Source organism: Amycolatopsis sp. (assembly GCF_025464955.1).
Classification (GTDB): Bacteria; Actinomycetota; Actinomycetes; order Mycobacteriales; family Pseudonocardiaceae; genus Amycolatopsis.
In genome coordinates this window covers 1-15267 of the sequence record NZ_JAODNM010000118.1, presented here as the reverse complement: position 1 = coordinate 15267, position 15267 = coordinate 1, and the positions used below count along the sequence as shown (strand labels likewise).

The window sequence follows — 15267 nt, the reverse complement described above, 5'->3', positions numbered from 1 at the left end:
TACGTGAGCAACTCAGCAGCCGTCTTCGATGTCATCGACGAGGTGATCGCGCCCATCACGGCAGTGGTGCGCGATCGCCCTTCGGTAATGGAGTTCTTCGATCCCGAGTTCAAGCTGCCGGCGGTACTGGAGAACGAGCCTGCCGGGGGCGGTGAGTCCGAGGGAGGGTCCGTCGGACTGTCCGTCGCCGACGAGGCCGAGCAGTACGTCAAGTTCGTCAGCGGTATGGCGGCCATCGGCCTGGTGTCCGAGGGCGCTGTCACCCCGGAGGCTGTCGGGCTCTACCGGGCGCTGCGCGGCGGGTTCATCCGCGGCGCGGTCACCGGTGTGTTCCCCACCCGGCCGAAGCCGTGGGAGGTCCGGTTCTTCGGCGACGAGGAGTACACGACCGTCCTCAACACGCTCGATACCCAGGCACGGCTGCGGTCCGGTTTCCTCAGCTCGCTGCCCGGCTGGGTGTTCGACGGGCTGCCGGAGCGCAAACCCGGCCCCGGCGAGTTCTTGGAGATCCACGCCGACGAGTCCGGCCTCATCCCGGAATCCTCCGCCGCCGACCTGGCCACCATCCGCGAACTCGCCGCGCGCCCGCGCCTGGGCACCGTCCTGGTCGACCTGACCGTCCGCGACTCGATCCTCACTGAGTACCCGCACGGCGCGTTCGGGCTGGTGGACAACGACCTCGGCCGCTACCAGTTCAGCGCCTCCCTCGACGAAGACGGCCGGTGGATGATCGGCTGGGGCCCCGCCACCCGCCGCACCGCCGAGCAATGGATCGTCCGAGCGGTAAAAAACCACGCCTGACCCGCCTGCCGAGCCACACGTCTCGTGAGTGTTCCCGCACGCCCGGGTGCGGGTGTCCCGCAGGGCACAGTAAGCGGCCGGAACACTCACGAACCCCCGCTGACGTCACCCGCCAGCGTGAAGCCGCCCAAGCTTTCCCCGGCGCCCCTGGGCACCGATCGCGAGGCGTCGGTCGCGTTGCCGGAGCCGGATGTCATAGTCCTCAAGACCCTCACCGGCAGCCCGGTTAACGCAGGTAGGCGGTGCAGCAGGCTTCATCCACAGCGTTGTCACCACCGACCCACCCGGTCATCTCGGCCCGCACACCGCCAACGCTGAGTCACCGTTAAGAAACTGTGATGACAGGCACGTGTGCCCGATGGGTGGATGCGCATTTTCGTTCCGCCACTACCCTGGAGAAGGCGAATCCAATCCGTAGTGAGGTGGTCACGATGGGCGCGACCGGTGAGACTCCTTTTTTCGACGGTGACGGAACGTTCGCTCCGCAGTCGCGGGATTCGTTCTCGGACCCGATGTCCGGCCTGATCGCGGCCGCGGAGCCACGGCCGTTGTACGGGACGAACCAGGGCTTCGATCATGCCCACATCGCCGGTCCGGTCCAGCCGGACGCCGATGCGGTGCGGAAGATGGTGAACGCCGCGCTGCTCGAGGACGGTCGTGACTTCCGGCCTGCCGTGCCCATCCAGCCCGTCGCGCCGCTGAGCGCGTCGGGCAGCCTGACTACGAGCGAGCAGCCGCTCGGCATGCTGCCGCAGCAGCGGAACTGGCCGAGCAGGCCGCCTCAGCTGCTGCGTCGGTCGAAGCCGCGCTTCGCGCCGCCGGCCGAGGCGGAGTACGAGGATGTAGAAGACGTTCATGAGGCCGAGGAAGAAGTGATGCCCCGGCGGATGCCGGGCACGGTCCGCGGCCGCAGGCCGTCGCAGTCCTCCATCGGCGTGATCCTCGCGGTGGTGCTCATGCTCGTTTTCGCCGTGGTGGCGATCGAGATGCTCATCAGTCTCTTCGGCGGGATCGCAGGGCTGTTCCACTGAGCTGAACACCCGCTCGAGCACCGGGTCGAACGCCGAACCGCGGACGAACGGGCCGGTGGGACGGCCGCGAGTTCTCTGGGGATACGCTGGGCGCACGGTCGGGGGACTCGCGTGCGCACTGGGCGGGGTTCCTCCGGCGCCGCGGTGAACCTAGTGAGGTGGGCGTATCAGCGAGGACGTGCAGTCGGTCCCTGATGCCGACAGCAAGAAGCCGTCGCGTTCCGAGACGTCCACGATCTACCGGGCCCGTCGGGTGCTGGCGATCAAGCCGTTCCGCCGGCTCTGGGGCGTCACCTACCTGTGCAGCACGGCGGACTGGCTGGCACTGCTCGGCGTGACCGGCCTGGTCACCAAGCTGACCCAGAACTACACCGCCCAGAACTTCGCGTTCAGTGCCGTGGTGCTGACCAACCTGCTGCCCGGGTTGCTGTTCGCGCCGCTCGGTGGCCTGCTGGCCGACCGTTTCGACCGGCGCAAGGTGATGGTCGTCTGCGACCTGCTGCGGTGCGGCTTCCTGCTGTCGATCGCGTTCGTCGGCACCCCGCTGTGGTTGTTCGTCGGAAACTTCCTGGTCGGTGTCGCGTCGACGATGTGGATCCCGTCCAAGGACGCCGCGGTCCCGAACCTGCTGCGCCGCCCGGACCAGGTGGAGACGGCCAACCAGCTCGGCCTGGTGATGACCTACGGCCTCGCGGTGATCACCGGGGCCGGCGGGTATTCGCTCATCACCGGCATCGACTCGACGTTGCGCCTGTCCGCGGGGTCCCCGTTCGACCCGCTGCAGCTCGCGAAGATCATCGTCATCATCAACGGCCTGCTGTATCTGACCAGCGCGCTGCTGATCGCGACCCGGATTCCCGAGCTGTCGCACCGCGAAGTGCACGCGATCGAGAAACCGAACGAGAAGAAGAAGGACACGCCGAAGCGCGCCGACGTCGACGCCACCGGTTTCGTCGCGATGACGCGCGACGCGGCGAAGTACATCCGAAGTACGCCGCTCATCCGGGGGCTGCTGATCGGGATGGCGGGCGCGTTCGCCGCAGGTGGCGCGGTCATCGGTTCGGCCAAGCCGTATTCGTCGAGCCTGCTTGCCGGTGACTCGGCGTTCGGCCTGTTGCTCGTCGCCGTCTTCCTCGGGCTGGCCTCGGGCATGATCGGCGCGCCGAGGCTCGCCCGCCGCCTGCCGCACGACCGCCTGTTCGGTGTCGCGATCGTGCTCGCCGGGTTGGCTCTGATCATCGTCGCGCTGTCGCCCCATCTCGCCGTGTCGCTCATCGCGGTCGCCGTCGTCGGCGCCAGTGCCGGGGTGGCGTTCCTGACCGGGGTCACGATCATCGGTTCGCAGGTCGAGGATTCGATCCGCGGCCGGATCAACGCGATCTACCAGTCCCTGCTCAAGGTGATCCTCGGCGGTTCGCTGGCGGTCGTGCCGCTGTTGATCGGCCTGGTGCAGAAGCGGACCGTCAGCGTCTGGGGCAACGCGCTGACCATCGACGGCACCCGTCCGGTCATGCTCGGCGGCGGGGTGCTCGCGCTGCTCGTCGGCCTGCTCGCCTACCGGCAGATGGACTCGCGCCGGACCGAGCCGATCCTGTCCGACCTGCGCAACGCGATCAGCCGCCGTCCGCGCCGGGTGAACGGGCTGCTCATCGCGGTCGAGGGCACCACGGCGATCAACACGGCGAGCCAGGCGGCCCGTCTCGCGGAGTGGCTCCAGACCGGGCCGAGGCCGGTCGTCCTCGCCGCGGATCCCGCGCTCGACGAGAAACGGCTGCAGTCGCTGTTGGTCGGCGCGTCGTTGACCGGCGCCAGAGCGCAAGCGCTGGTCGCCGCCGCGGTGCGGGCGGACATCGTCGAGCGCGACGTACAGCCGGCGCTCGATGCCGGGTCTGTCGTGGTGATGGAACGCTTTGTCGACTCGCCGCTCGCTCACCTGTCGGCGGTCGCCGGACTGGACGCGGACGAGTTCGAGGGGCTCGCGGACTGGGCCACCGGGCGGCTGCGCCCGGACATCACCGTCCTACTCGACTCCGATCCCGGGTCCCCGCGTCCCGAGAAGAGCGCTGATTCGCACGACCAGTGGCGGGTGCAGCACCTGCTCGCCGAGATGGCCGCGGCGGACCCGGACCGCTACGTCGTGGTCGACGCCGACGGCAGCGAGGAAGAGATCGGCGATCGGGTGCAGACCGCGTTGCGCGCGGTGCTCGTCGGTAGGCGGCGTGGTCTCGTGCCCGTCGAAGCGACTCTGGAGGCATAGTGACCCAGGCGACCCAGGCCCCGCCGATCGGAGTCTGGACTCAACTGGTGGGCCAGGAGCCCGCCCTCGCGATCCTGCAGGCGGCCGCGGCCGCGGCGGGGAGCATCGTGGAGGGGAAGCCCGTCGCCGCCGGTGCGATGACCCACGCGTGGCTGCTCACCGGCCCGCCGGGTTCGGGTCGTTCGGTGGCCGCGCGGACGTTCGCCGCGGCGCTGCAGTGCAGCACCGGCACTGGCTGCGGGGGCTGCCCCGGGTGCCACACGGTGATGGCGGGTACGCACGCCGACGTCAAACTTGTTGTCCCGGAAGGATTGTCGATCTCGGTGGCCGAGATGCGCGCGCTGGTGCAGGCCGCCGCGCGCCGCCCGACCAGCGGGCACTGGCAGGTCGTGATCATCGAGGACGCCGACAGGCTGACCGAGGGCGCGTCCAACGCGCTGCTCAAGGCTGTCGAGGAGCCGCCGGAGCGCACGGTTTTCATGCTGTGCGCGCCTTCGGACCATCCGGAGGACGTGTCCGTGACGATCCGGTCGCGCTGCCGGCTGGTCACCCTGAGGACCCCGCCCGCGGAGGCCATCGCCCGTGTCCTCGCCGACCGGGACGGCGTCGCTCCTGATCTGGCCCACTGGGCCGCGTCGGTCTGCGGCGGGCACATCGGCCGCGCTCGGCGCCTGGCGACCGACGAGGGCGCACGGCAGCGCCGCGAAACGGTGTTGAGGATCCCGCTCGGGCTCCGGCGCGCTTCGGACGTCTTCACCTGTGCCGATCAGCTGATCAGCAACTCCGAAGCCGATGCCAGCACGGAAAGCAAGTCACGCGACGAGGACGAGCGCAGCGAGCTGCGGACAGCGATGGGCGGCGACGGCGTCGGCAAGGGCGTCGCCGGTGCCAAACGGTCCGCGGAAGCCGCGGTGAAGGCGCTGGAGAAGCGTCAGAAGTCACGCGCGACCCGAACCCAGCGCGACACGCTCGACCTCGCCCTGATCGACCTGGCCGGCTTCTATCGGGACGTGCTGGTCACCGCGAGCCGTTCCGGTGCCTCGCTGACCCATCCCGACCACGCGGCGGAGAGCGCGCAGGCCGCAACCGAATGGACCGCGGATTCGACGCTGCGCCGGCTTGAGGCCGTCCTCGCGTGCCGTCAGTCCATCGACGTCAACGTCAAGCCCAGGATCGCTGTCGAAGCCATGGTGACCACGCTCCGCCAAGGCTGAGCCGCACGCCCAGAGACCCCTCAGGGCCACCCTTGTGGCTTCTAACGCCACAAGGGTGGCCCTGAGGAGACCGCCGGGGGCGCTAGTTCCGGGGGCGGGGAGATGGCTTCAAGGGAGCCGCGGCCTTCGCCGTCTTGCGACGACGTCCCGGCATCGCGGCGACGAGGACCACACCCACCAGCAGCAGGCCGGTGCCGGTCCAGAACATCGGCACGGCGTCGTAGGCGCCGCTGGTGTACGCCAGGTTCTTCGGCGCGCCCGGGGGCGGCGCGTTCACCGGCGGGGTGACCGCGGTGGTGCCGCACTGGACACCGCCGGCTGGGGCGTACGCACGGGCGATCTGCTCGCCGAGCGAGATCTGCGCCAGCGACGACGGCAGGTTCTTAGCGACCTCGGCAGGCAGGATGTTCTTGAGACCCACGGTCGGCAGGAGCTGCAGATCGAACAGACGGGCCGACGCGCCGAGTTGGTAACCCTTGAACGGCGTGGTCATCGCCGTCGCGTTCTGGTCGAGCCCGGCGATGCTCAGCCGCAGCACACCGAGGTCCAGCACGAAGCCCTTGGCCGCGTCCGTGACCGGAGCCAAAGCGCCGCTCGCGAGTTCGGCCAGGCCGCCGACGACCGGCACGTTCTTGAGCGCGTCGCCGCCCTTGCCGAGCGCGCCGAGCAGGCCCTGCAGCGGCAGGCCGATCGGGATGTCCTTGGTCGGATTACTGGCATCGAGGGTGTAGAGGATGTCGCTGCCGCGCATGATCTGCAGCACCGGCGCGGTGTACTCGACCTTCGACGTCGCCTTGTCGCCGGTGGAGGTGACCTTCAGCGTCGGCTGGCTGGCGACGTTGATCGTCAGGCCGAGCGGGGTGTCCTTGAGGATGTTGATGCCGGCGGCCTGCAGCGTCGAGGTGGACTCGACGGCCTTGTTCTTCGAGCCGGGGATGTCGACGAGCTTGACGACCGAGCGGGAGGACAGCGTGTTCGGCAGGCTGACCAGCGACCCCATGCCGTTGGCGTTGGCCTGTCCACCACCGGAGAGCAGCCCGCCGAGTGCGCTCAGCGGGTCCGTCGGGCTCATGCCCTTCTCCAGCGAGGTGCCGGTGGGCAGGTTGAGGCCGTTCAGCGGGAGGCTGCCGAGCGACGGGATCACGTTCAGCAGCGAAAGGCTCGCCACGGAGGTGCTGGAGTCCGCGATCGTGCCGACGCAGGGGCCGAGCGTTTCGCTCCAGCGCGCGTGGGCGCTGCCGTTGAGCAGGCCGACGTTCAGCAGCGGGTTCGACGGGAAGTTGAGGCCGCCGGTGATCGGCTGCGGGTTGTCCGGCAACGCCGTCTGCACCAGGCTGCCGGGCGTCTGCGGCGCGTTGCCCGCGATCGACAGGCCGAACGGCGAGGACTGCGCGATCGACTTCTCGTACGCCAGGTACGCCTCGGAGTTGGCCTGGGCGCTCGACAGCCCCATGCCGGCCTCCAGCACCGACTGCTTGGGAATCGTGTCGCTGACGCCCGGCAGGATCGCGCTGGTCGGCACCGCCTGCGGCAGCAGCCGCACGACACCGAGCGCGGAACCGGCGTCGCCCACGGCGTGCCCGAGCGGCTGAGGCTGCGACGGCGAGGAGATCGGCGCCTGCCCCGGGTTGGCAGGCTGGGGGATCGGCGTGGTCGGGATCGTCGTCTGAGCCAGAGCCGGCCCAGCCGACAGCAGCAGAATGGCCGCCGTCACCGGGACGGCCATGGTGCGGGACAGGCTTCCGCGCATGTGCCGAGTCCTCCAAGGAAGAAAGTGCCGGTCAACCACTGAGACCGACGTCATAGCAGCCTAACGACGGTGGGCCGGGAAGGTGACGCGGAGGGCATGCCCTACACTTGGAGCCGAGCAAACGGAGCTACCCCGGTAGCGCCCTGCTCACGCCGCCTTAGCTCAGACGGCTAGAGCGATTCACTCGTAATGAATAGGTCAGGGGTTCGATTCCCCTAGGCGGCTCCCAGGTCAGGGCCCATCCGCACGTCGCGGATGGGCCCTGACCTTTTTTCGTAGCTACGCGTGTAGCCAATCCGGGGTCGTCCCGCGTCCAAGTGGGTCCCTTCGGGTGAAGGTCTACGCGGGTGTCGGCTGGCGGCGGAGAAGTGGTAGCACGTCGACCAGGCGTGCCCGCCGGGCCGGACGCGGCCAAGGCAGCCGAGGAGCTACTCGCGGAGGTCGACGCCCGGCGAGCACCCCGGACTCGTGCCACGGCTGACAAGCTGGGTAGCCCGCGAACTTGCGGAATTTGCCGGGGCGAGTCGCAAGCAATTGACAAACTATGTCTCCTATCCGTTTTATGGGCCAGTTCGGGACTGGCTATTTCGAATACTGAGATGTTCGAGGTAACCGGCCGACGACGGTTCTGCATCGATCTGCTGTCCGGCTTCGCGGGGCTCTCTCGCCTTGTAGCGTTCTGCGCGCAGACGTCGACGCTCCGGTGACGTCACAACTGTTGTCGGAACGAGGCGGATGCGAATGGGAGTACCTTCGCAACATAAGCTCGATCGGCTACTCGCTCGTCTTCGTTCGCTTCTGATTCCTTCTGTTTCGCTCGGAGCGATCCTGGATACGATCGGTTCCGTGAACCCTGAAGGTGCCGTCGAGAAGCTATTCGGCTGGGAGCGCGAGCGTCTTCTTGCGCTCGCAAAGGGTGCAGCCACGGCTGCCGTGACAGTGTTGGCCGCGCTTATTGCGTCTACTGTGAAAGGCGAGGTCAAGACCTCGCCGCTGATTGTTTATCTTGCGGCCGCGCTTGTGCTGTTGCTCTTGGTTTGGGGTGGATTCATCTTGACTGGTCTGCGCAGACTGGCTGAGGAGTATGCGGTTGCGCTGTCCATCATCAGGAGGTCCGGGCCAGGTAACGAGAGATCGAAAGCGAAGAGGTGGGAAATGTGACGGCTCTTGATCCGATGATTTGGGTATTCGGCAGCGCTGCCTCGGTGATCATCTTGTTGTCGATAGTCACGATGGTTCTGGTTGCGCTGCATCGGCGGCGGCGAATTGCGGGCTTGTATAGTCGGCAATTGTATAAATTAGCGGCCACGATCAGGGGTCGAGGTTCGTATCCCGGTTCATCTAGTGGGTTGCTTCACATAGTAACCATTGGAGACCTGGTCTTGGATGGCAAAACTCGCCATGCCTCGTTCATTGTCGCGGCCGAACTTGGGCAGGGACGGAGGCTGACCGGTTCACCGGGTGGTCCCGAACCGGAATCCGGTTCAGCAAGTGGTCCCGCACCGGCATCCGCTTCGTCCTGACGTGGGAGAGACCAGGATTGTGGACCGAGCACCGAGGTCCGCGAACGTGCGCGGGCTGTTTCGCGCGGGAGGACGCCGAGGTGTTCCGGATGCTCGGGCGGGAGTCGGACGTGGAACGAGTGAGCGGCTAGACGTCCAGTTCGGCCATCGGGGTGTGGGTCGGCGACCAGGCCGACCGGCCCTTGCGGGTGAGCTGGGGCGGCTTCTCCTCGGGCGGCAGGGGTTCGCCGTCGATGAACCGCCGCAGAGACAGCCTGACGTAGCGCAGGTAGTTCGTCACGTCCGTCGTGGCGCGGCTGGACGCGGCGGGTTCGAGCGGGGCGTTCAGTGCCTGGTCCGCGAGCAGGACGAGCTTGCGGTATCTCGACGTCAGTTCCCTGTCCTTCACGCCGAGCAGGGTCGTGTTCATGCTGCGGTGCGCGAAACTCAGCGCCTCCTGGCATTCGCGGACGCGCGCCTTGCCGACCTCGGACACGTTGCCCGACGCGTCGACGAACGTGCCGCCGCCGTACCGGGGCAGCCACTTCACGATCTCGTCGAGGCGTGCCACCGGTTCCATCAGCATGGTCGCGGCGTTCCGGGAATCCTCCGCGCGGCGTTCTTTTCGTTCGACGGCAAGGGATTCTTCGGTGCGTCGGAGGTCTTCGGCGCGGTCGCGGCGCTCGGTTGCGTACTGACTTCGCATGATGGACACCTGCTGTTCGGCCGCCGTGGCTTGACGTGCCGACGACCTCGCGTGGATCACCGCCACCACGGCAGCACCGGAGGCGACGGCCGCGGCCGCCCATGCAGCCCAGCTCGCACCATCCATGAGCAAAGGATAGGGGCAGCCGTCCAAGTAGCCGCAACCGCGCCTTGTGCTACTGAACGGAATCAGCTGGACCTGTTGCTGAGTAAGGGTTTCAACTCCGGAACGCGGCGAAATGGTCGTGGGCCCAGTCACGGAACGTGCGCGGTGGACGGTTCAGGACGCGTTCGGCATCGCCGGTGAGAACGGCTGCGTGACCGGCTCGGACGTACTCCTGTCCGGCGACGGCGACGGCGACCACGGACGGATGGATGCCGGCGTCGAGCATCTGGTGCCGGGCTTCTTCGATGTCGATATCGATGGTCTCGACGGCGTGTCCGAGTGCGTCAGCGAGTTGGGCGACCTGGTCCGGCACGCTGAGGCACTCCGGGCCGGTCAGCGTGTAGATCCGGCCGTCGTGCTCGGCTGAGAGCAGCGCTTTGACGGCGACTTCCGCGACATCGCGAGGGTCGATCGGGCTCTGCGCCCCAGTGCCGGTCCGGTTCGCGACCGGTTGCCCCGCCCGGATCGCCTGCGCCCAGCCCAGTGCGTTCGACATGAACCCGGCCGGCCGCAGGATCGTCCACGCCAAACCGCCGGCCTGTAGTGCTTCTTCGCCGGGTAGGTGCCAACTGCCTTTGGTCGTGTCCGCCCCGATCGCCGACAGCTTGACCACTTTGGTCACTCCCGCCGCGACCGCCGCGTCGAGCATTGCCTTGTCGTGCCTCGGAACCCAGTCGCCGGGTGCGGTGAGAAGGAAGACGGTCGTGACGCCTTCCGCTGACGCACGCAGCGAATCCGACTCGTCGAAGTCGCCGCGCACAATCTCGATTCCGTCGGGAAACGTTGCGGTGTAAGGGTTTCGTGTCATCACCCGCACGGCTTCCGCGCGGCCGGAAAGCAGCCGGGTCACTTCGCTGCCGATGGTGCCCGTGGCACCGCTCACCAAGATCATGGTTGGCACACTGCCACCGGGAACGTCCGGCTGATAGGAAAAAACGGCACGTCCGACGGGTTATCCAGCGGGTTATTGTGGAGTGGTGTACACCGTGCCGGCCGCCCTGCGCCCCTGGATCAGCGACGTCCGTGTCGACGCCGTTGAGCAGAGTCGGATCCTGGTGCACCTGCCGGAGCCGGCGGTGACGCTCGTGTGGCGTGGGTACGGCGAGGTGCAGGTGCTGGGCCCGCGTACTCAGGCCGCGTACTTCGAGGGCAAGGACCTGCCGGTCTGCGTCCGGTTCCGGGTTCGGCCGGGCTGCGCGCGGCCGGTACTGGGCGTGGACGCGGACCTCCTGAGCGATAGGCCTGTTTCGCTCCGCGAGTTGTGGGGCCGCAGTGGTGGCCGACTCGACGCCGAACTCGCGGACAATGACCCGGCCGAAGTCGTTCAGCGGCTGGAAACCGCGCTGCTGCAACGGCTTTCGGCACATCAGCCGCGTGATACGGCCCTCACGCGGCACGCCGTCAGCGGACTCGCTGCCGGCGTCGGACAGCCGGCCGAGCGAGTGCGGGATGTGGCTCGGCGTCTGGGTGTCAGTGAGCGGCACCTTCGCGATGTCTTCACGACCAGTGTCGGCGTCTCGCCGAAGCAGTTCGCGCGCATCACCAGGGTGCGGACCGTGCTTTCCGGCACCGGGACGCTGGCGCAGCTGGCGGGGGACGCCGGTTACTACGACCAGTCGCACATGACCGCCGAGTTCCGATCGATGATGCACGTCACGCCCGGTGCATACGCCGCGGGACGCCTGCCCGCCGCCGTCGCCTGCTGACTTCGTAAGCCTCTTGCGGCGGCAGACTTCGCGGCGCTAGTGTACGAAACCGTACCGTTCAGAATGGGGGCGCCGGTGGTCACACGAGGCGAGCAGCGGGAAGACGCCATCCTCCTCGCCGTGCTCGAACTGCTGGCCGAGGTCGGCTACGACCAGATGACCATGGACGGCGTCGCCGCCCGAGCCCACGCCAGCAAGGCGACCATCTACCGCCGGTGGCCGGGCAAGGCCGAACTCGTCGTCACGGCCGTCAAGCGGCACTCCGGGAGCCCCTGGTGGACCCGGCTGACACCGGGAGCCTGCGCGGCGACCTGCTCGGAGTCCTGTCCACGATGCGGGCGACCCTGGCCGGGCAGGATGCGGCGCTCCTGCTCGGGTTGATGATCGCCATGCGCGACGACGCCGAACTCGCCGGCACCGTGCGCGGCCACATGATCCAGGACAAGCGCGGCGCCTTCGGGACTGTGCTCGCGAGGGCCGCGGACCGCGGCGAGCGGCCGGCGAACCCCGACGCGGCGCTCATCGCCGAGATCAGCTCGGCGATGTTGTTTTCCCGGTTGCTCGTCACCGGTGAGTCCCTTGACGACGCCTTCGCACAGCACCTGGTCGACGCGGTGCTACTGCCGCTTCTCGGCTACCAGGCGTAGGGAGTTTCCGCTATGTGGCAGGCAATCGTGCTCGGTTTCCTCGGCGGGGTCGTCGGTGGCAACGCGCTGCCGCATTTCCTGCGGGGGATCACCAAACAGCGGTATCCCAACGCGCTCGGCAACGGCCCGCTGACGAACCTTGTCTCCGGGTGGGTGGGTCTCGTGCTCGCGGCGCTGTTGCTGCGCTGGGGGCACGACGCCACCCATCCCGTCCCCTTCTTCGTTTCCCTCGCGTTCGGACTGCTCCTCATCGGGCTCTTCCACGCCGGCCCAGGAGCCTTCGGCCGGCGTGACTCGGCCTCTTAACTTGGCGGAGAGAGCGCTACGACGGTCGCGGTGGTCTTGCCACCAGGCGTGCGGTAGCTGATCTCGTCGCCCGCCTTCGCGCCCACCAGCGCGAGCCCGAGCGGGCTGTCGGACGTCAGCACCGAGTTGTCCGCGTCGTCACCGGGGACGGCGACCACGTGCAGGGTGTCCTCGTCGCCGTCGGCGAAGCGGATCGTGACGGTCGTCCCGTCCGGTAGCACGGAGGAGTTGGACGGCACACCGTGTTCGAGCATCGCCACGACCTCGGCGATGCGGCGATCCAGCCAGGACGCCGTCTCGGCCCGCTCCAGGAGGTCTGCCTGGTCGGCGGCGTCGCCACCGCGGCCGGACTCGCCGGGGCGCGGGTTGGCCTCCTCGCGGCGTTGCTTGAGTTTGGCCAGCTCTGCTTCGAGCTGACGGCGGGCTTCAGGTCCCAGCCCGTTCTTCGACGTCGTCACCATTCCGGCATTGTCCGCTGTACGGCCTCTCGCTGCTACTTCGATTTTTACGACCCAGCACTTGGGACTACCGGCCCAATCTGTAGGGTGAGCGTCCCAGTCAACGAGGAGTGTTGTCGCCGTGGGTGTCGCACCAGGTCGTAGTGAGCAGCTTTCGCCCAACCAGCTGCAAAAACAGGAGCAAATCGTCGACGCGGCGCGAATCGTGCTCGCCCGCGACGGTCTGGCGGGCTGCACCGTTCGGGCGATCGCCGACGCCGGGCCGCTGACAAAGAGTGCTATTCATTACTACTTCGCCGACATCGATGTCCTCATCGATCGGGCCATGGCGGCCCACGTCAACTCGTTCGTGGCCAACCTCCGGGACGTCGCGGCCGGCCACGAGGACCATGGCGACAAGCTGTTCGCCGTCCTCGAGTCCTACCTCGACACGTTCAGCGCGTTCGGCGACCGGCCCAACGCGGCGTTCATGTGGTTCGAGTACTGGATCGCGGCGGGCCGCGCCCAGCATCCGCAGGCCATCGACGCGATGTTGAGCTCGATGACCGAGCTGCTCACCGAACTGCTCGCGCCGCTCGACGTCGACGACCCGCGCGCCAGGGCCAGGGCGCTCGTTTCGTACCTGCTCGGCTCGATCATCCAGCAGCGCGTCCGGCCGCGGCCGTTCATTGCGCTGCAGGCCGACATGGAAGCTCTCTGTTTCGCCAACTACGGGTAGCGAGGCGACCTGCCAAGCGCCCGCTTAGAGTGCAGGCATGCCGATGTTTTCGTTCGAGGGCGTCAGCCCGACCGTGCACCCGGACGCCTGGATCGCCCCCACCGCGACCCTGATCGGCGACGTCGTCGTCGAGAAGGACGCCTCGATCTGGTACGGGGTGGTCATTCGCGCCGACTTCGGCCGGATCGTCATCGGCGAAGGCGCCAACATCCAGGACAACAGCGTGATCCACGTCAACGACGGCGTGTGCGAGATCGGCAAGAACGTCACCGTCGGGCACCTGTGCCTGGTGCACGACTGCACGATCGGTGAGCAGGCCCTCATCGGCAACGGGGCCATCGTGCTCGACAAGGCGCAGATCGGCGCCCGTGCGCTCGTCGCGGCCGGCGCGACGGTGACGCCGGGTTCGGTCGTGCCGCCGGAGATGACCGCGATGGGCAGCCCCGCCAAGAAGCACGTGCCGCTCACGGATACGGCGCGGCTGTGGGTCGACCACAACGCGGAGGTGTACCGCCGGCTCGCGCGTCGGCACGCGGACGGCGTCGAGTTGATCGCGGAGTGACGCGCGTCCACTAACATCGACGGCGCAGCAGCGACTGGCGCCATCGAGGTGGAGCACCACCGGGAAGCGACGACGAGGTCCGCACCGCGCGCCTGGGTGATGGCCACTCGTGAGCAGGAGCACGCCCATGACGCATCAGCCAGCCCTCTCCGCCCTCACCGGCGCGGACCCGGAGATCGCCGGGCTCGTCGAGGCCGAAGCCCAGCGCCAGCACGACAAGATCCGGCTCATCGCGTCGGAGAACTACGTGTCGCAGGCCGTTTTGGAAGCCACCGGCACGGTGCTGACCAACAAGTACTCCGAGGGCTACGCCGGCAAGCGGTACTACGAGGGCCAGCAGCTCATCGACCAGATCGAGACCCTCGCGATCGAGCGCGCGAAAGCCGTGTTCGGCGTCGACCACGCCAACGTCCAGCCGTACTCCGGGTCCCCGGCGAACCTCGCGGTGTACCTCGCGTTCGCCAAGCCCGGTGACACCATCCTCGGCATGGCGCTGCCGGACGGCGGGCACCTGACGCACGGCTGGAGCGTGTCCGCCACCGGCAAGTGGTTCACGCCCGTCCGCTACGGCGTCCGCAAGGACACCGGCCGGGTCGACCTCGACCAGGTACGTGAGCTCGCGCTGGAGCACCGCCCGAAGCTGATCTTCGCCGGTGGCACCGCGATCCCGCGGACCATCGACTTCCCGGCGTTCGCCGAGATCGCCCGCGAGGTCGACGCCGTGCTCGTAGCCGACATCGCGCACATCGCCGGGCTCGTCGCCGGCGGGGCGCACCCGTCGCCGGTGGGGCACGCGCAGGTCATCACCACGACCACGCACAAGACGTTGCGGGGCCCGCGCGGCGCGATGATCATGACCGACGCCGACCACGCGAAGGCGATCGACAAGGCGGTGTTCCCCGGTTTGCAGGGCGGCCCGCACAACCACACGACCGCGGCGATCGCGGTGGCGCTGGGTGAGGCGGCGAAGCCGGAGTTCCGCGACTACGCGCACGCGATCGTCGCCAACGCGAAGGCGCTGGCGGAGGCGCTCACCGAGCGCGGCTTCGACCTGGTCTCCGGCGGCACGGACAACCACCTGCTGCTCGTCGACCTGACGAACAAGCACGTCGCGGGCAAGCCCGCCGCGCAGGCGCTGGACCGGGCCGGGATCGAGCTCAACTACAACACCGTGCCGTTCGACCCGCGTAAGCCGTTCGACCCGTCCGGCATCCGGCTCGGGACGTCGGCCATCACGACCCGTGGCCTGAAGCCTGAGCACCAGCCACAGATCGCGGAGTGGATCGACCGGAGCGTCACGGCGTCCGCTGCCGGCGACGAGCCCGCCATCGAGACGATCGCGGCCGAGATCCGGGAACTCCTGACCGGGTTCCCGATGCCTGGCTATCGTCCGTAACTCCGGCTGCGGGGGTGGCTCGTGAGTGTTGCGGCCGGTTGGAACCGG

The 15267-nt window shown here is 68.2% G+C and carries 16 protein-coding genes and 1 tRNA gene; 13 read left to right on the top strand and 4 right to left on the bottom strand.

The annotated features are described in order from the left end of the window. Window positions 1-3 precede the first annotated feature (3 nt). The 4 genes from JWQ81_RS28860 to JWQ81_RS28845 all read left to right on the top strand — a co-directional run bounded on the left by JWQ81_RS28860 (window position 4) and on the right by JWQ81_RS28845 (window position 5303). Entirely contained in the window at window positions 4-801 is a 798-nt protein-coding gene (locus JWQ81_RS28860) for an ESX secretion-associated protein EspG (RefSeq protein ID WP_297546463.1), read from the top strand. Window positions 802-1232: 431 nt separating this feature from the next. After that, window positions 1233-1832, top strand: a complete 600-nt coding sequence (locus tag JWQ81_RS28855; RefSeq protein ID WP_297546462.1) for a hypothetical protein — start codon at window positions 1233-1235, stop codon at window positions 1830-1832. A gap of 178 nt (window positions 1833-2010) precedes the next feature. Then, window positions 2011-4089 (top strand): MFS transporter, encoded by a 2079-nt coding sequence (locus tag JWQ81_RS28850; RefSeq protein ID WP_297546460.1) that lies wholly within the window; start codon window positions 2011-2013, stop codon window positions 4087-4089. Then, entirely contained in the window at window positions 4089-5303 is a 1215-nt protein-coding gene (locus JWQ81_RS28845; RefSeq protein ID WP_297546458.1) for a DNA polymerase III subunit delta', read from the top strand. Before JWQ81_RS28850 ends, JWQ81_RS28845 begins: the two co-directional genes overlap by 1 nt. An 82-nt stretch (window positions 5304-5385) precedes the next feature. On the opposite strand, the gene JWQ81_RS28840 is transcribed toward JWQ81_RS28845, so the two are convergent. After that, the gene (locus JWQ81_RS28840; protein WP_297546457.1) at window positions 5386-7053 is read right to left on the bottom strand and encodes a hypothetical protein; all 1668 of its coding nucleotides are present in this window, start codon (window positions 7051-7053) and stop codon (window positions 5386-5388) included. 151 nt (window positions 7054-7204) lie between these two features. Here JWQ81_RS28840 and JWQ81_RS28835 point away from each other — a divergent pair. Both JWQ81_RS28835 and JWQ81_RS28830 read left to right on the top strand, forming a co-directional pair. Beyond that, window positions 7205-7278, top strand: a tRNA-Thr gene (locus JWQ81_RS28835). Window positions 7279-7899: 621 nt separating this feature from the next. Next, entirely contained in the window at window positions 7900-8214 is a 315-nt protein-coding gene (locus tag JWQ81_RS28830) for a hypothetical protein (RefSeq protein WP_297546455.1), read from the top strand. A gap of 489 nt (window positions 8215-8703) precedes the next feature. Here the strand turns inward: JWQ81_RS28830 and JWQ81_RS28825 are convergent, their stop codons facing one another. Together JWQ81_RS28825 and JWQ81_RS28820 are read right to left on the bottom strand one after the other, a co-directional pair. After that, window positions 8704-9387 (bottom strand): hypothetical protein, encoded by a 684-nt coding sequence (locus JWQ81_RS28825; protein ID WP_297546453.1) that lies wholly within the window; start codon window positions 9385-9387, stop codon window positions 8704-8706. 91 nt (window positions 9388-9478) lie between these two features. Beyond that, window positions 9479-10318, bottom strand: coding sequence for an NAD(P)H-binding protein (locus tag JWQ81_RS28820; protein WP_297546451.1), 840 nt, complete (start codon window positions 10316-10318; stop codon window positions 9479-9481). A gap of 85 nt (window positions 10319-10403) precedes the next feature. On the opposite strand from JWQ81_RS28820, the gene JWQ81_RS28815 reads away from it, so the two are divergent. From JWQ81_RS28815 to JWQ81_RS28800, 4 genes are all read left to right on the top strand, one after another. Then, window positions 10404-11132: an AraC family transcriptional regulator gene (locus JWQ81_RS28815; protein ID WP_297546449.1), complete on the top strand. Its 729-nt coding sequence runs from the start codon at window positions 10404-10406 to the stop codon at window positions 11130-11132. Window positions 11133-11207: 75 nt separating this feature from the next. Continuing rightward, window positions 11208-11513 carry a helix-turn-helix domain-containing protein gene (locus tag JWQ81_RS28810; RefSeq protein WP_297546447.1) on the top strand — a complete coding sequence of 102 codons (306 nt, stop codon included), beginning with the start codon at window positions 11208-11210 and terminating at the stop codon, window positions 11511-11513. Then, window positions 11408-11779: a TetR-like C-terminal domain-containing protein gene (locus tag JWQ81_RS28805; RefSeq protein ID WP_297546445.1), complete on the top strand. Its 372-nt coding sequence runs from the start codon at window positions 11408-11410 to the stop codon at window positions 11777-11779. The genes JWQ81_RS28810 and JWQ81_RS28805 overlap by 106 nt, the downstream gene beginning before the upstream one ends. 12 nt (window positions 11780-11791) lie before the next feature. Then, entirely contained in the window at window positions 11792-12085 is a 294-nt protein-coding gene (locus JWQ81_RS28800; protein WP_297546444.1) for a hypothetical protein, read from the top strand. Here JWQ81_RS28800 and JWQ81_RS28795 read toward each other — a convergent pair. Then, window positions 12082-12546 (bottom strand): GreA/GreB family elongation factor, encoded by a 465-nt coding sequence (locus tag JWQ81_RS28795; RefSeq protein ID WP_297546442.1) that lies wholly within the window; start codon window positions 12544-12546, stop codon window positions 12082-12084. The genes JWQ81_RS28800 and JWQ81_RS28795 overlap by 4 nt on opposite strands. 118 nt (window positions 12547-12664) lie before the next feature. Between JWQ81_RS28795 and JWQ81_RS28790 the strand changes: the two genes are divergently transcribed. The 3 genes from JWQ81_RS28790 to glyA all read left to right on the top strand — a co-directional run bounded on the left by JWQ81_RS28790 (window position 12665) and on the right by glyA (window position 15219). Then, window positions 12665-13261 carry a TetR family transcriptional regulator gene (locus JWQ81_RS28790; RefSeq protein WP_297546440.1) on the top strand — a complete coding sequence of 199 codons (597 nt, stop codon included), beginning with the start codon at window positions 12665-12667 and terminating at the stop codon, window positions 13259-13261. Between the two features lie 37 nt (window positions 13262-13298). Beyond that, window positions 13299-13823: a gamma carbonic anhydrase family protein gene (locus JWQ81_RS28785; RefSeq protein WP_297546437.1), complete on the top strand. Its 525-nt coding sequence runs from the start codon at window positions 13299-13301 to the stop codon at window positions 13821-13823. Window positions 13824-13950: 127 nt separating this feature from the next. Continuing rightward, a complete protein-coding gene (gene glyA / locus JWQ81_RS28780; protein ID WP_297546435.1) occupies window positions 13951-15219 on the top strand; it encodes a serine hydroxymethyltransferase in 1269 nt (422 codons plus the stop codon). The last annotated feature ends 48 nt before the right edge of the window (window positions 15220-15267 follow it).

Bases quoted from the DNA above. Each gene is read 5' to 3' on its own strand.
- JWQ81_RS28800 (WP_297546444.1), top strand. From the start codon at position 11,792: ATGTGGCAGGCAATCGTGCTCGGTTTCCTCGGCGGGGTCGTCGGTGGC.
- JWQ81_RS28840 (WP_297546457.1), bottom strand. From the start codon at position 7,053: ATGCGCGGAAGCCTGTCCCGCACCATGGCCGTCCCGGTGACGGCGGCC.
- JWQ81_RS28795 (WP_297546442.1), bottom strand. From the start codon at position 12,546: ATGGTGACGACGTCGAAGAACGGGCTGGGACCTGAAGCCCGCCGTCAG.
- glyA (WP_297546435.1), top strand. From the start codon at position 13,951: ATGACGCATCAGCCAGCCCTCTCCGCCCTCACCGGCGCGGACCCGGAG.
- JWQ81_RS28785 (WP_297546437.1), top strand. From the start codon at position 13,299: ATGCCGATGTTTTCGTTCGAGGGCGTCAGCCCGACCGTGCACCCGGAC.
- JWQ81_RS28855 (WP_297546462.1), top strand. From the start codon at position 1,233: ATGGGCGCGACCGGTGAGACTCCTTTTTTCGACGGTGACGGAACGTTC.
- JWQ81_RS28820 (WP_297546451.1), bottom strand. From the start codon at position 10,318: ATGATCTTGGTGAGCGGTGCCACGGGCACCATCGGCAGCGAAGTGACC.
- JWQ81_RS28825 (WP_297546453.1), bottom strand. From the start codon at position 9,387: ATGGATGGTGCGAGCTGGGCTGCATGGGCGGCCGCGGCCGTCGCCTCC.